The organism is Vreelandella sp. DA03-1M (genome assembly GCF_055725665.1).
Genome location: NZ_CM146798.1, coordinates 110,206 through 124,754 on the forward strand (window position 1 = coordinate 110,206; position 14,549 = coordinate 124,754).

At 58.0% G+C, this 14,549-nt stretch carries 11 protein-coding genes; 4 read left to right on the plus strand and 7 right to left on the minus strand.

Translation table 11 applies throughout. The features are described from left to right. Positions 1-4: 4 nt before the first annotated feature. The 3 genes from phrB to ACXUPB_RS00490 all read right to left on the minus strand — a co-directional run bounded on the left by phrB (position 5) and on the right by ACXUPB_RS00490 (position 3,713). Positions 5-1,417, minus strand: coding sequence for a deoxyribodipyrimidine photo-lyase (phrB, locus tag ACXUPB_RS00480; protein ID WP_472956641.1), 1,413 nt, complete (start codon positions 1,415-1,417; stop codon positions 5-7). An 84-nt stretch (positions 1,418-1,501) separates the two neighbouring features. Beyond that, a complete protein-coding gene (locus tag ACXUPB_RS00485) occupies positions 1,502-2,422 on the minus strand; it encodes a MerR family transcriptional regulator (protein WP_008959195.1) in 921 nt (306 codons plus the stop codon). A gap of 241 nt (positions 2,423-2,663) precedes the next feature. Then, positions 2,664-3,713, minus strand: a complete 1,050-nt coding sequence (locus ACXUPB_RS00490; RefSeq protein ID WP_472954811.1) for an NAD(P)/FAD-dependent oxidoreductase — start codon at positions 3,711-3,713, stop codon at positions 2,664-2,666. A gap of 146 nt (positions 3,714-3,859) precedes the next feature. Between ACXUPB_RS00490 and ACXUPB_RS00495 the strand changes: the two genes are divergently transcribed. Further along, entirely contained in the window at positions 3,860-4,762 is a 903-nt protein-coding gene (locus ACXUPB_RS00495; RefSeq protein ID WP_472954812.1) for a TIGR01777 family oxidoreductase, read from the plus strand. A gap of 18 nt (positions 4,763-4,780) precedes the next feature. Here ACXUPB_RS00495 and rapA read toward each other — a convergent pair whose 3' ends face one another. Then, positions 4,781-7,726 (minus strand): RNA polymerase-associated protein RapA, encoded by a 2,946-nt coding sequence (rapA, locus tag ACXUPB_RS00500; RefSeq protein ID WP_472954814.1) that lies wholly within the window; start codon positions 7,724-7,726, stop codon positions 4,781-4,783. A gap of 112 nt (positions 7,727-7,838) precedes the next feature. Next, positions 7,839-8,642, minus strand: a complete 804-nt coding sequence (locus ACXUPB_RS00505; RefSeq protein WP_335597983.1) for a TlpA disulfide reductase family protein — start codon at positions 8,640-8,642, stop codon at positions 7,839-7,841. A gap of 65 nt (positions 8,643-8,707) precedes the next feature. Between ACXUPB_RS00505 and ACXUPB_RS00510 the strand changes: the two genes are divergently transcribed. From ACXUPB_RS00510 to ACXUPB_RS00520, 3 genes are all read left to right on the plus strand, one after another. Then, entirely contained in the window at positions 8,708-8,953 is a 246-nt protein-coding gene (locus ACXUPB_RS00510) for a hypothetical protein (RefSeq protein WP_035563996.1), read from the plus strand. Positions 8,954-9,072: 119 nt separating this feature from the next. Next, a complete protein-coding gene (locus tag ACXUPB_RS00515; RefSeq protein ID WP_472954816.1) occupies positions 9,073-10,281 on the plus strand; it encodes an ABC transporter substrate-binding protein in 1,209 nt (402 codons plus the stop codon). A 129-nt stretch (positions 10,282-10,410) separates the two neighbouring features. After that, on the plus strand, positions 10,411-12,042 hold the full coding sequence (locus ACXUPB_RS00520) for a dihydroxyacetone kinase subunit DhaK (RefSeq protein WP_472954818.1): 1,632 nt from the start codon (positions 10,411-10,413) through the stop codon (positions 12,040-12,042). A gap of 169 nt (positions 12,043-12,211) precedes the next feature. Here the strand turns inward: ACXUPB_RS00520 and ACXUPB_RS00525 are convergent, their stop codons facing one another. Both ACXUPB_RS00525 and ACXUPB_RS00530 read right to left on the minus strand, forming a co-directional pair. Further along, a complete protein-coding gene (locus tag ACXUPB_RS00525) occupies positions 12,212-13,537 on the minus strand; it encodes a branched-chain amino acid ABC transporter permease (protein WP_472954820.1) in 1,326 nt (441 codons plus the stop codon). After that, the gene (locus tag ACXUPB_RS00530; protein WP_472954822.1) at positions 13,537-14,541 is read right to left on the minus strand and encodes a branched-chain amino acid ABC transporter permease; all 1,005 of its coding nucleotides are present in this window, start codon (positions 14,539-14,541) and stop codon (positions 13,537-13,539) included. The genes ACXUPB_RS00525 and ACXUPB_RS00530 overlap by 1 nt, the downstream gene beginning before the upstream one ends. Positions 14,542-14,549: the final 8 nt, after the last annotated feature.

The following is a 14,549-nucleotide window of genomic DNA, read 5'->3' on the forward strand; positions in this document are numbered from 1 at the left end:
GCGATTATTTAGTGAGTGATTTAAACGTGTCCAGTGCACGTTGACGTGCCGCTTTGTGATCAACGATCGGCGCTGGGTATTGCACATCGGTGAGTAGGTCTTGAGGCGGCGCATGGCGCGCTTTGGCAGGCAGATCAGCAAGCTCAGGCAGCCAGTGAGCAATAAACTCACCGTCAGCATCAAAGCGGGTCGACTGAGTGGTAGGGTTAAAGATGCGAAAGTAAGGCGCGGCATCGGTACCCGTAGAAGCAGCCCACTGCCAGCCACCGTTGTTGGCGCAAAATTCGCCGTCCACCAAATGGCGCATAAAAAAGGCTTCACCGCGCCGCCAATCAATCAGCAGATGCTTACTTAAAAACATTGCTGTCACCATGCGCAGCCGATTATGCATCCAACCGGTGGCGACTAACTGGCGCATGGCAGCATCGACAATAGGGTAGCCAGTACGCCCTTCGCACCAAGCTTGAAAGCCTTCATCATCATCGCGCCACTTCAATTGCTTAGTGTGTTCCTGGAAGGGTTGATAGCGGCACACTTCGGGAAATCCTACCGCTACGTGCTGATAAAATTCGCGCCAGACCAGTTCGTTGACCCAGGTAGTAAGACCGATATCGCCATCGGCTAAGTGACCGCCGTTTTCGCTTATCACGGCTTGTAAACATTGGCGATGGGAGATCATGCCTAACGCTAAGTAGGGGGATAGCTCGCTGGTACCACGTACCTTGGGAAGATCACGCTGGTCTTTATAGTGGCGGCCACGAAAACGCAGGAAACGCGCCAAGTTATCCGCCGCGGGCCGTTCACCGGCAGGCCACAGGCGCTCTTCAATCGGGGTGCTGCCAAGAGTCGGTAGCGCAGGCAACGGATCACTTTTAATATCCAGTTCTGTTTGCACCGGTGGTGACTCGCGCAGCGCTAACTGGTCGGCGGTGACCTGCTTGTGCCACGCCTTGGAGAACGGCGTAAATACCCCGTAGTAGTCGCCCTTGCCGGTTAGCAGGCTGCCGGGGGCAAACGCTATGGCATCGTGGCAGCCATGGGCGGCAATACCGGCCTGCTTAAAGGCGTCTTGCACAGCCTGGTCGCGGTGGCGCTCATTGAGGGCGTACTCGTAATTGAAGTGCAACTGCTCAATATTGTACTCACGAGCGATATCGAGCAGTGCCTCGGGGGCCTGATCATAGCGGCCAATATCACGATGCAGCAGCGGAATATTCAATCCGTTAAGGGCTGTTTTAACGGCGGCGACACCGCGCGCCCAAAAATCCAGCTTATTGGCACCATGGCCGTGCTCTTGCCACTGGGGAGTACTGCGCAAAAAAACCGCGATGACAGGCCCTTTGGCCGCTGCGGCAGCCAGGGCAGTGTTGTCATCAATACGCAAGTCGCTGCGCAGCCAAACCAATTGACGTTTCATAGGCTTTTCTGTCATAGGGGCTCCTGCGGCACAAAAAAATGGCCGGTCGCCAGAGGGCGAACGGCCAGGGTAAGAGCGTGTTGGTTACAGTACGCCTGACTCGCGTAAGAGAGGACGCAAGCGAGCAATCGCCTGGGGGAGGTCATCGCCTAGCATGTGAACCGGGCTATCGCGCAGATCGGCTTCGCGCAGGCGCGCCACTTCACCACACACGCCGATGGGCACATTAAGCGTCTCGGCGGCTTTAGGCAGCGCTTGGCGAATATAGCTGTCACTTTCGCGCTGGCCGCTAGAAAGCAGTACCATCGACGAGTGTAGCCGCGCGACTGCCTGAGGGAGATCCTCCAGTGGCAGCGAGTGGTCAAGCATCTGTACTCGGTAGCCTTGCTCGCTGGCCATCAATGCCGACATCAACACCCAGAGCGGGCCAGGGTCATCGGGCATGGCATTGAGCAAAATCAGCGGGCCCCGGGTAGCCTGGTTAGCATAATGCAAGCGGATGCCCACTTGGCTGCGCAAAAATGCTTCCAAGGTGCGGCGTACTAACTGGTCTGCCTGAATGGCCCATTTCGCCTCTAAGCTTAAAACAACCGGCTGCCAAAGCTCGTTAATCGCAATACTCAGCGGATAGAGCGCTAAGCTCTGGTAATAAAAAGCCTCTAGCTTGGGCAGGTCTAACGCTTCGATGATGGCTTGCAGCTGCAGGCGTTGGCTAGCCCAATCGCCGGCATCAGGGGTAGGCGTCTCAATTGTTTCTGGCTGGTCAAGCAAGTCGGCGACTTGACTGACCGGCACACCACGATTGAGCCACTGCAAGATGCGTTCGATGCGTGTGATGTCGTCTTGAGCGTAAAGGCGATGCCCTTTGGGGGTGCGCTGGGGGCGAATCAGCCCGTAGCGTCGTTCCCAAGCGCGAAGTGTGACCGAGTTTACGCCCGTCAAGCGAGACACTTCGCGTATCGGATAGAGCGGCGTATCGGGGGGATGGGTCGCCTTAAGACTCATGAGCGCCAGTACCTCTTTGTTAACTGCAACGTAGTTAACCACATGCTAGTTAACTGCAGCGCCGCGCTGTAAGGGCCGGACATTATTCGCCGCGGCGAAGGTGAAGCGTGTTCCATGTAGAGACTGCCTAATCAAAAGATCTGAACATTAGTACGTTACTGTATGCTCATTTGTACAACTTGTCGCTACTGGGTACAACCTTTATAAGAATTCCTCTTAGCCCGTATAATATTTTATATAATTAGACCGACCGGCCTATTAGCGCTTTCCCCAAGCGGTGGCCTGATAGCCAGGCATCTTCTACGCGGCCATCGCGAAAGTGATCGCCGCACAAGGCCAAACCGTTTCCACTGTATAAGTATGTGTGTTCACAAGCGGCCGCTGGTTGTGCATAGCGCCACCGGTGCGCGCCTGTTTCAATCAGGTCGGGTAGCGTTGCTGAGACGGGAAAAAGACTTTTTAGAGCAGTAAGAAGTTGGTTAGCCACCTCACTGGCAGGCTGCTCCAAATGTGCTTCGCTCCAGTCGAGTTGAGCCAGCAGGCTAAGGCTTTCAGATTGAGCTGCGCGTCCTGGTTTAGTTTGGTTACGTGACACAATATGCAGGGCAGGATGGGCAACCCGCGCCATCTGCCAGTCTAGGTCAACACCGGGTATGGCGGGAAGCGGTCCGTCAAAAATCGCCCATCCCGCCCAGCAGGCGCGCTGCTTTCGTGTTTGGCACGCGGTGGCCAAATCGTCGTCCCACGCTGCCAGCAGTGCATGGGCCTGGGGCGGTGGTGCGCTGACCACTACCTGATCATAAGGCCCATGGGTAATGCCGCCAGCCGCTACCAACAGCCACCCTTTTTGCGTGCGTTTGAGTGACGTGATGGAAGTGCCTGTATGCAGTGCAGCCTGAGGTAGCGCCGTTAGCGAGTCGGCCAAATGACGCGTCAAGGCACTCATTCGAGGAGCACCGGTGTAGCGCTTTTGCCCATCGTTATGCGCCTGCCAGCCATTTGGACTAGCCTGATAGGTAGCGGTGGGCCAAGAAGCGATGCAGCCAATGGATAGCCATGTATCAACCGCGCGCTGAAAGTCTGCGTTGTGTACGCTGAAAGCCTGGGCGCCTAGATCTAGCGTCGCGCTGGGTCTGCGCTTACTCGACAGGCGCCCGCCAGGGCCGCGGGCTTTATCAAACAGCGTAACGCTAGCGCCGCTATTGGCGAGTACCAGCCCACAGGCAAGCCCTGCGATGCCTGCACCAATGATGGCGACCGATTGATGAGCACTCAGAGGCAGTATCGCCATGGTTCCTCGCAGCGTTGTTTAGGTGTCGTATGAATAGCGCTGAAAGCTTAATGTAGCAGTTGTGTATAGATGTCGTACAATTTGGTCGTCGATTGATTCATTTCGCCAAGCTGACAACGAACGGTGGCACCAACAGGAGTAATTCCATGCGCGTATTAGTGACCGGAGGCAGTGGGTTTGTCGGCCAGCGGCTATGCCAAAAACTGATAGAGCAAGGCCACGAGGTGCAGGTGGTTTCCCGTCACCCCCATCAAGTACGCGATCGCTTGCCCAATAGCTGTGACATTCGTGACAGCGCCCAGGCGTTTATTGAGTCGCCACCGGACGCGTTAATTAACCTGGCTGGAGAGTCTATTGCCGGTAAGCGCTGGAGCGATGAGCAGAAAGCCAAGCTGATAAATTCTCGTGTAGCGTCAACTGAGCAATTGGTCGCGTTGTGTGAACAGTTAAAGGCTAATGGTCAGCCATTGCCGAAGGTAATGGTATCGGGTTCAGCGATGGGCTATTACGGCGATCAGGGCAAGCGCGTTGTGACCGAAGAGACAATCCCTAACGATGAGTTTGCCCATCGTCTGTGCAAACAGTGGGAGGCAGCCGCCCAGCCGATTGAGGCGATGGGGGTGCGTTTAGCGATTTTGCGTACGGGGTTGGTGCTAGATGCAGGCGGCGGTAGCCTGCAGAAAATGCTGCCGCCGTTTAAGCTAGGACTAGGTGGCCGCTTTGGCAGCGGTGAGCAATTTATGCCGTGGATCCACCGCGATGATTTAGTCGCGGCGATCCTGTTTCTCATCAATCACGAAACCTTGAGCGGCGCCTTTAACGGCAGCGCGCCGCACCCGGTCACCAACGCCACCTTTACCAAAACCCTGGCCAAGCATCTCAATCGACCGGCCATTTTTCCCGTACCCGCGTTTGTCTTGAAGGCGGGGTTGGGGGAGATGTCTCGGCTATTGCTGACCGGGGCGGATATGCGCCCCGCGCGCCTTGAAGCGGCAGGGTTTACCTTTCAATATCCCACGCTGGACAAGGCGCTTGAGGCGATCCTTTAGGAAACATTCGCTTGGCGATTAACGATCGGCGTCAACGGTGATGATTACCCGTACTGAATCCAGCCGCAGGCGGGTATTTTCAATCGCTTCACTGAGCGCCTTGCGCTCATCTTTCAGCGCGTCAATTTCAGCGCTGCGTACCGCCGGGTTGTGCTCGGCCAGCGCGGTCAAACGGGCAATCTCGGCATCCAACTGTGCACGCATGCGCGCTTCAGCATTTTCGACAATGCTGGGCAGCTGGCGCTCGGCTTCGCCTTCCCCCTGAGTCAGCAGCTCGCGCAACTGATCGTGACGGCTCTTGATCAAATCCCTCGCCAGCGACTTGTTGACCTTCTGTAAGTTTTTGCCCAAACCGGTGAAGGAGATCTTGCTGGTCAGATTGGCACCTGACTCATCCAGCAGCAGGCGCACCGCGGTGGGTGGCAAGAAGCGGTTAAGATGCAGCTTCTTGGGTGCCGGACAGTGGGTACGAAACACCAGCTCGGCCATTAATCGACCGCTGGGAATGGCGTCGTGGCGCAGCAGGGCGAGCGCTGAGTTGCCCATGGTGCCATCCAGCACGCGGCCCATCATTTCCCGCAGCAGTGGGTGCTCCCAGGAGAGCCGCTGAATATCGTCCCGCGCCAGTGCCTGAGCGCGGCTGTACGTGGCGGTGAAACCCTCTTCTCCTTTGACCAGGCCTGGTAGGCCATCCAGCATATGTTGGCTGGGCTGCAGGTGCATTAACCCCTTACCGATCTCCTGACTCTCCACGCCAAAAATATCCAGTGCCCTCTCCAGGTAACGGGGGAGCGCGGCGTCGTCATCAAGTTCACGCACGGCGTCGATGACCTGCTGAGCGCGGGCAGGGCGGCAGGCGTTGAGTTCCAGCAGCCGGTTGCGGCCCGCATCGTGTTCCGCCAGTTTGGCGCTAAACATCGTGCGGGTTTCGGCGATGATCTCATCAAGCGCTTCATCATCCAGCAGGGCGTCAGCCAGGGCGTCACCAAAGGCATCAAACAGCTCGTTGCCGACCCCATGCGGGGCGCTGAACGCATCCATACCTTCGTGGTACCAGCGCAGCAGACGCTCGCCGGGGCTGCCTTCAAAGGTCGGAATATGCAGCTCGATAGCGTGGCGTTGACCGATGCGGTCCAGGCGGCCAATGCGTTGTTCGAGCTGATCCGGGTGCTGGGGCATATCGAACATGACCAGGTGACGGCAGAACTGGAAATTGCGCCCCTCTGAGCCGATTTCCGAGCACACCAGTACCTGAACGCCTCCATCTTCATCGGCAAACGCCGCTGCCGCGCGGTCACGCTCTATCAAGGAGAGGTCTTCGTGGAACACCGGCGCGTGGTAGCCGCCCAACACCCGTAGCCCTTCGGCAAGGCCTTCGGCGGTTTCCCGGTGGTGGGCAATGACCAGGACTTTTTCGTTAGCGAAGCCGTTCTCGCTGTCGTCGCTGAGCTTTTCCAGCAGCCAGTTAACGCGCGGGTCGATGTGCCACCAGTCTTCGCCGTTGAGCGGATCATTGCTGAGCTCGCGATAGGCCGCGTCGGGATAGATCAGCACATCGGGGTGATCCATGCCGGTCTCGATTAGCAGCTCGTCAAGATAATCATCGTCGCGCTCTAAACGGCGCACGACACGGCGGTAGGCCGAAGGCAACGCTAACGGCACCAGGTTGAGGCGTCGCTCCGGGAAGCCGCCTACGTGACGGCGGCTGTTGCGGAACATTACGCGACCGGTACCGTGGCGATCCAGCAGCGCTTCACTTAACTGGGCACGTGCAGTGTCCTGCTGCGCTTTGCTGGCCTCAGGGTTGCACAGGATGGCCAGCAGCGCTTGGCTGTCGCGGTCATCGGCTACTGCGGAGACGTGAGCACGGGCGCTAGGGTCGTCAGGCAGCGCCTCCAGAGCATCGATGGCGCGTGCGACCTCGGTATAGTGGCTCTCTTCGGCTTTGAAGCGCTCCAGGTCGTGGTAGCGCTCGCTATCCAGCAACCGCAGGCGGGCAAAGTGGCTCTTGATGCCCATCTGTTCCGGGGTTGCGGTGAGCAGCAGCAGACCGGGAATCACCGCCGAAAGCTGTTCGACGCACCGGTAGCCGGGCCCGCTACCCTCTTCACTCCAGTCGAGGTGGTGCGCTTCGTCGACGATCAGCAGGTCGAACTGGCTGGCCAACGCCTGCTCCTGGCGTTGCGGGTTGGCGAACAGCCAGCCCTGGCTGGCTAGCACAAGCTGCGCGCTCTCAAAGGGGTTGTAGCTGCCGTGGGCTTGGCTTTGGGTTTCATCTAACAGCGTGACGTTAAGCGAGAAGCGGCGCAGTAACTCGACCAGCCACTGATGCGTGAGGCTGTCGGGCACCAGTATCAGCGCCCGCTCAACGCGGCCGTTGAGCAGCAGGCGGTGCAGAATCAGGCCGGCTTCGATGGTTTTACCCAAGCCCACTTCGTCCGCCAGCAGCACGCGGGGCGCATGGCGGTTGGCGACTTCATTGGCAATGTAGAGCTGGTGAGGTATCAGGTCGATACGCGGCCCGGAAAAGCCCAGCGCGCTGTGCTGCTCAATACGCTGATAGTGGTGCAGGGTACGAAAGCGCAAATCAAACCAGTCGTTGCGGTCAACCTGGCCGGTCAGCAGGCGGTCACGGGCCTGGTCGAACTGCATGGTATCGGCGAGCTTGGCTTCGGGCAGTTCGCGCAGGTTGCCATCGCTGTCTTCACCGATATAGGTAATCAGGCCACCGGACTCTTTGCTGTCATCAACCACCATCTGCCAGCCGTCGGCGGAGAGCACGCGGTCGCCGCTGCCGAACATAACGCGGGTCAGCGGAGCTTGGCGGGTATTGTAGGTACGGGTTTCCTGACTGGCACTGAACAAAATGGTAACGCTACGGGCGTCGCAGTTAAGCACGGTGCCGAGCCCAAGCTCAGCTTCACCGTCGCTAATCCAGCGTTGGCCGGGAGAAAAATCGCTCATGATGCCTCGGAGGAGTCTGCAAAACGGGTCGTCTGCCGCCGGGGGGAGCACCGGCGGCAACAGGGCGGGGGATTCTAACGCAAAGCAGCGGGGGGATTAAGGTGTATCGACATCAATCTTTTAACCAGCGATCCAGCTGGGCGCGGGTAAGCTCGCCAACGTGGACATCCAGGGTGTTCCCCTGGCCGTCGAACAGCACGGTGGTGGGCAATCCCGGTGCTTGAAAAAGCGCCATCAGCTGCTGGCTGGGGTCACGCAGCGCATAGCGAAACTCAAGCTGCTGCTCATCCAGGTAGCGCACCATGGGTAGCAGGTCTTCCCCCTGGTTGGCGACCACCACGCTAACCCCTTCGCGCTGGGCGGCCTCCTCAAGCAGCGGCATTTCACGCAGGCAGGGGGGGCACCAGGTCGCCCACAGGTTGACGATAACCAGGTCAGCGTTGTCGGTCAGTGAGGGTAGATGCACGTCATTGCCTTCTACATCCTCAAGGGTAACCTCCGGTAGGGTGTCAACCGCAAAGTCATTGCCCAGGGGCGCCAAGGTGACCAGCACCAGCCATAGGCTGGAGGCGGCGACCAGCATGGCCATTGCCCCGAGCATGGCTAACAGGTGTGCACGTAGCGCCCAGGCTGTCCATATCAAGCCTGCCGTCATCCCCCATAGGCCGTGGTAGCCGGGTTGCCATACTTTGAGCGCTTCAAGCGGGGCGTCGCTATAGCTATCCAGATTGAGGATAAGGTGGCCCACCCGGGCGCTGACTAACCAAACAATGATAAGCCCGGTAAACCAGCGCTGCTGGTCACGCTGGGGAAGGCCCAGCAGTAACCGTGCACAGAGTAGCAACAGCAGCGCGCAGCCGATGGCATAAAGGCGCGGTAATGAAATCAGCAGTGGGCCGAGAGCGATGGCATTCATGATTTTCTCGTGAAGCAGGTACACTGGCAGACCATACCATGCGAGCTACAAATTACGGAGACGTTATGCCCCCACCCGCTTTTGATAGGCTGCGCGCGCTAGCGATCGGCTCCCAGGCGATTGGCTTAATTCTGATAATTACGTTGGAAACGGTGATGGGTAACGCCGCCCGCCCCTGGCAGGGTTGGGTGTTGGCTGCGATGCTGGTTACCGCGTTAACGATTGCGCTGGTGCGGCTTTATCGCCACAAGCGCCTTCAAAAGCAGCTTGCTGAACGCAGGCGATTGCTAGAGGAAGACGACGAGCGTTAGAAACCGATGCTTGTGTTTTTGGCGTTCAAGTTCCAGATTAATAGCAGCCTTAACGATTGTCCGATGAGGCACACTAAAAAATTGAACAACCTCTTACGACACTGGGAGCGACAAATAATATGATCAATAAGCGCGCATTAGCCACCGCTGTGGCGGCCTCAACCCTGGCAATGACCGGATTCGCACAGGCAGAGGTCAAAGTTGGCTTCTTGGGCGGCTTTACTGGGGGAATCGAAAGTTTAACGCCCCCCATTTTTGAAGGTGCTCAGCTAGCCGTAGAGCAGATCAATGAGCAGGGCGGCATTCTAGATGGACAAACGTTGGTGATGCCCTCCGGCGATACCACCTGTTCCGATGCATCGGCTGCCTCTAACGCCGCCGACCGGATGGTGAACTCTGAGAATGTGACGGCGATTGTGGGTGCCCTATGTACGGGTGCAACCATTGCTGCAGCCAACAACGCGGCCATTCCCGGTGGCGTTTTGATGGTATCGCCTGCCTCTACGGCGCCTGCCGTATCAGAACTGGACGATAATGATCTGGTATTCCGCACCGTACCGTCAGACGCTTTCCAGGGGGAAATGCTCGCAAAGCTGTTGCTTGAAAAAGGCATTGATTCAGTGGCCGTTACCTACGTGAATAATGACTACGGTCAAGGGCTTTCTGACGCCTTTAGCGCTGCATTTGAGTCGGGCGGTGGTGAGATTACTGAGAATCTTGCCCATGAAGATAACCGCGCGGATTATCGTTCTGAGTTAGGTTCGCTTTCAGTGAGCGGCGTGGAAACACTGGTAGTGCTGGCCTACGCCGACACCTCCGGCCAAACGGTGCTGCGCCAAGCCTATGAAAGCGGCATGTTTACCCAGTACGTAGGCGCTGACGGCATGGTCGGTGATAGCCTTATTGAAGCCATTGGTGCAGATGTGCTGGATGGCATGATCGCTACGCGCCCCGGCAGTCCTGACCTGCCCGGCACCGATATCTTTATCGAAGCCGCTGAAGCCGCTGAGCTGGACCCAAGCGCAGTATTTGCCGCCCAAGCCTACGACGCCGCCTTCCTGATTGCATTAGCAATTGAGCAGAACGGCAGCGCTGACCGTGAAGGTCTTTCAGAAGCGCTGCGCAGCGTCTCAAGCGCCCCTGGCGAAGTCATTCTGCCCGGCGAGTGGGAAAAGGCGGTTGAGTTGATTGCCGCAGGTACCGATATTAACTACGAAGGCGCTTCCGGCTCTCATGAGTTCGATGATAACGGCGACGTACCCGGCGTGGTGGTCGAGATGGCGGTTGAAAATGGCACCTTTACCAGTAAAGGGCAGGTCGACCTTTAAATTTCACGTTAAGCGTTAAAACAAATGCCCGACTGCTACCAGCCGGGCATTTTTCTTTGTCTTGCTTCACTAAAAAAAGCTTGCGATCCGGCGAGCCCCATGACATCAGTAACCAGAGGTGGCGAGATCATGACGCAATTTATTAACAGCAAAGAAGACGCCGTCACCGATGCGATCGACGGCCTTATCAGGGCATCCGGTGGCCAGTTGGCACGCCTGGATGGCTACCCGCATATTCGCGTGGTGGTGCGATCTGACTGGGATAAGTCCCAAGTGGCGTTGGTTTCCGACGGCGGCTCTGGTCACGAACCAGCCCATGCTGGCTTCGTCGGCATGGGCATGCTAACCGCGGCTGTCTGCGGTGGCGTCTTCGCCTCACCCTCGGTCGATGCTGTGCTGGCCGCGATACTGGCGGTTACCGGTCCGGCGGGCTGCTTGCTGATTGTCAAGAATTACACCGGTGACCGCCTGAATTTCGGGCTGGCAGTCGAGCGTGCACGTGCCTTAGGGCATAAGGTGAGCATGGTGGTGGTCGATGACGACATTGCCTTGCCCGACCTCCCTCAGGCACGGGGCGTGGCGGGCACACTCTTTGTGCATAAGATAGCCGGGGCATTGGCCGAACAGGGTGCCGAGCTTGAAACCCTGACCAATGCCGCTGAGCGGGTGATCGCAAACACACATAGCATCGGCATGTCACTGGATACATGCAGCGTGCCCGGCTCGCCCAAAGAGCCGCGCATTCCCCCTGGGATGGCGGAGCTGGGGCTTGGCATCCATGGCGAGGCGGGCGTTGAGCAGATTGTTTACGGCGGCGCAAAAAACGCCATTGCCGCCGTCGCCGCAAAGCTGGCCACCGTCATGGATAAACAGCCCCATGCTGTCCTGCTGAACAACCTCGGCGGCGCATCGGCATTGGAAATGGCGGTACTCGCCAACGAGCTTCTGACGTCTTCCATTGCCAGCCGCCTGAAGCTCATCGTCGGGCCAGCGCCCATGATGACGTCGCTGGACATGCAGGGGTTTTCCGTATCGGTCTATCCGGTCACTCAGGAGGATGAGACCTTACTCGCTGCCGCCTGTGGCCCCACGGCCTGGCCTGGCTGCAAGAGTATCAAGCCAATCACCCTACAAGCGCTTCCCGACGGTTTACGGCCTACTCAACCTACTCCCTCCTGGCATGATCAGACTGCCAACTTGCTAACGAGGTGGTGCCAGGTACTGATCGACTCCGAAGCGGATCTTAATGCACTGGATGCCAAGTCCGGTGATGGTGATACCGGATCAACCCTCGCTGGAGCCGCCAAAGCCTTGTTAAACGCGCTGGATGAAATGCCCCTGGCCGATCATCCCCAGCTTTATCGCGCCATAGGACAGGCGCTTAGCCAAACCATGGGTGGCTTCTCTGGTGTACTGCTGGCTATCTTCTTCTCCGCGACAGGAGAGGCTGCGTCCAGTGGACTACCTAGGGTCGCTGCGCTGAAAGAGGGGCTCAACCGGATGCAGCAAATTGGGGGCGCAAAGTTAGGCGACAGAACCATGGTGGATGCCCTCAAACCCGCCCTGGATGCCCTCGACGATAGCGTTGCCTGTGCCGCTAGAGCAGCACGTACAGGGGCACTTCATACCGCTACCATTTTAAAGGCAAGCGCGGGGCGTGCCGCCTATATCAATGCCGAGCAACTCCGGGGGCATATTGATCCCGGCGCTGAAGCAGTGGCGCGACTGTTCGAAGCGCTAGAGGCGCAGTCAGCGAAGTAGGGTAATCGTTAGCATTAGGGTTTGTTGACGTTTATCACTGCCGTGGTTGAAACCGTCAACAAGACCCTAGCATCGCGCCAGATTTGGCGCCCACCACGGCGTGTAGTGCGCAGCAAACGCCGCTCCGCTACCTGCCGGGCTCATCTCGCCGTCATACCCAATTGCCCCATCAACTGTGACTTTTGATCTTCTCGGGTAGCAGGCCTTTGGGCGCAAAGCGCAGCACCATGGTGATTAACAGTCCAATCACCAGCACCCGTGCCTGCAGGGCGCGGCTATCCATATTGCCCGGGGCATCCCAGCCGAACGCGCCTTCGCCAAAGGCCACCGCTAACTGCATTAAGAACAGCGCCAGGGGCTCAGACATAATCCAGATGATATAGACCGCCACAGCGCCAAAAATGGTGCCCAGGTTATTGCCCGGCCCACCCAGTATCACCATTACCAGCACCAGGAAGGTATGGTTGAGCGGCAGATAGCCCTGTGGATCGAAGAGGCTGTTGAAGGTGCCCAGTATACCGCCGCCCAAGCCCATCAGAATGCAGCCCAGCACGAAGATTTCCAGACGCCGTTTGTTAATATCCTTGCCCATCGCCGCAGCGGAGACTTCATTATCGCGAATAGCCCTAATCATGCGGCCCCAAGGGGCGTTATAGGCGCGGTTAAGCAGAAAGAAGATCACCGCAATGATGACCGCGGTAAACGAGAGATAGATCGCTCGCGAGAGGGTAAATCCCAGCTCGGCGGGTCCCGGCGTTGGCCAGGGTAGTGGTGAGACCGTTGCGGTGCCGCGGGTCAGCCAATCAGAGTTCTTCAAAAACGCCTTGATGATTTCGGCAATGCCCAGGGTAGCAATGGCCAGATAGTCGCTGCGTAAGCCTAAACAGATATGGCCAATAAAGTAGCCCACGCCACCTGCCAAGGCGCCCCCGACAATCCAGCCGATCCAGGGCGGTAAGCCTAGCCCACCGACAAAGCCAGCCTGGCTTTCGATCGCATCGGTAACTTCGCGCAGCTGGCTAATCACCACAAGATAAAGTACGAGCCCCAGCACCACCGCGATCAACGTACGCAGGGGTTTGGGCACACCCAGGCGATCCAGTTTGCTGGCGCCCACGATCAGTAGGATAGCGGCGGCACCGTATAGCAGCACGCGGCCAAATTCGCCGGGTAGCGCAGTGCCCCAGAAGGCATCATTGACCGGCACGCTAAAGAACATCGCACAGAAGCCGCCCAGAGCGACAAAGCCCATGACCCCGGCGTTGAACTGCCCCGCGTATCCCCATTGAATGGTTAACCCCAGCGCCAGAATGGCGTAGCAGGCGGCCTCGACCAACATGCGCGTGCTGTAAGCGGCGCCCATGATGGCGTAAACCGCAAAAATAGCCACCAGCAGCACACCAAACAGAATTAGTTCGCGCAGCGGGAAGCGACGACCAGGCGCGGCCTCTTGGGGGGTGTAGGCAGGGTTGCGCGTTTTTTCTGAGTTGCTCATTAGATCACCTTGCCCTTGAAGAGTCCGGTGGGACGCCACACCAGAATGGCGACCAGAATGAAAAATGGCACCACGATTTTATACTCGGTGCCCACAAAGGCGAGGTTTGATGGCAGCTCCAGCCAGGCGGGCAGGCTATCGCTGAAAGGGCGCAACAGCACGTTCCAGTTAAACACCGCCAAGGTTTCGGCAAAGCCGACCACAAAACCCCCGGCAATGGCGCCATAAGGGTGGCCTACGCCACCCACAATGGCGGCGGCGAAAATGGGCAGCAGCAGGAAGAAGCTCAAATCGGGCTTGAAGGTGACATCCAGGGAGAGCAGCGTTCCGGCAATTGCGGCTAAAGCTCCCGCAATCATCCAGGTCACCGCCACGATGGTATTGGTATTAATACCCGATGCCTGGGCCAGTTCGGGGTTATCCGACATGGCGCGCATGGCTTTACCTAACCGCGAACGGTTAAGGAAAAGATGCAGCGCGACGACCGCAACGATGGTAATCACAAATAGATAAATTTGCGGCTCGGTCACCACAATCGGGGCACGGACACCCTCGAAGGGCAGCGCAAGACGGAAGATCTCTTTGCGGTCATCGACATATAAACTCTGCCCACCGGTGCCCGAAAAAAGGCGGATCAAGCCCTGCAGAATCAACGTGACCCCCAGCGAGCCAATCACCAACACAATCGGCTTGACCCCGTGGGCACGCAGCGGCTTGTAGAAGATTTTATCGATACCTACAGCCAAGGAGGCGGTGAGCAGCATCGCCAGCGGCAGCATTAGCACGGCGGTGGGTACGCCCAGGCTGGCGCCTGCCGCCGGGAACGCTGTGGTGAGCAGCAGCACCATGAAGGCGCCGAAGGTCATCATGTCGGCGTGGGCGAAGTGGGCAAAGCGCATAATGCTGAAAATCAGCGTTACCCCAATAGCCCCGATGGCATAAATGGAGCCGCTGACGCTGCCCGAAATCACCACATTATTGATGAAAAAAACCAGTTCGTTCACATGTATCT

Coding starts and splice junctions, on each gene's coding strand:
- phrB (WP_472956641.1), bottom strand. CDS start 1,417: ATGAAACGTCAATTGGTTTGGCTGCGCAGCGACTTGCGTATTGATGAC.
- ACXUPB_RS00485 (WP_008959195.1), bottom strand. CDS start 2,422: ATGAGTCTTAAGGCGACCCATCCCCCCGATACGCCGCTCTATCCGATA.
- ACXUPB_RS00490 (WP_472954811.1), bottom strand. CDS start 3,713: ATGGCGATACTGCCTCTGAGTGCTCATCAATCGGTCGCCATCATTGGT.
- ACXUPB_RS00495 (WP_472954812.1), top strand. CDS start 3,860: ATGCGCGTATTAGTGACCGGAGGCAGTGGGTTTGTCGGCCAGCGGCTA.
- rapA (WP_472954814.1), bottom strand. CDS start 7,726: ATGAGCGATTTTTCTCCCGGCCAACGCTGGATTAGCGACGGTGAAGCT.
- ACXUPB_RS00505 (WP_335597983.1), bottom strand. CDS start 8,642: ATGAATGCCATCGCTCTCGGCCCACTGCTGATTTCATTACCGCGCCTT.
- ACXUPB_RS00510 (WP_035563996.1), top strand. CDS start 8,708: ATGCCCCCACCCGCTTTTGATAGGCTGCGCGCGCTAGCGATCGGCTCC.
- ACXUPB_RS00515 (WP_472954816.1), top strand. CDS start 9,073: ATGATCAATAAGCGCGCATTAGCCACCGCTGTGGCGGCCTCAACCCTG.
- ACXUPB_RS00520 (WP_472954818.1), top strand. CDS start 10,411: ATGACGCAATTTATTAACAGCAAAGAAGACGCCGTCACCGATGCGATC.
- ACXUPB_RS00525 (WP_472954820.1), bottom strand. CDS start 13,537: ATGAGCAACTCAGAAAAAACGCGCAACCCTGCCTACACCCCCCAAGAG.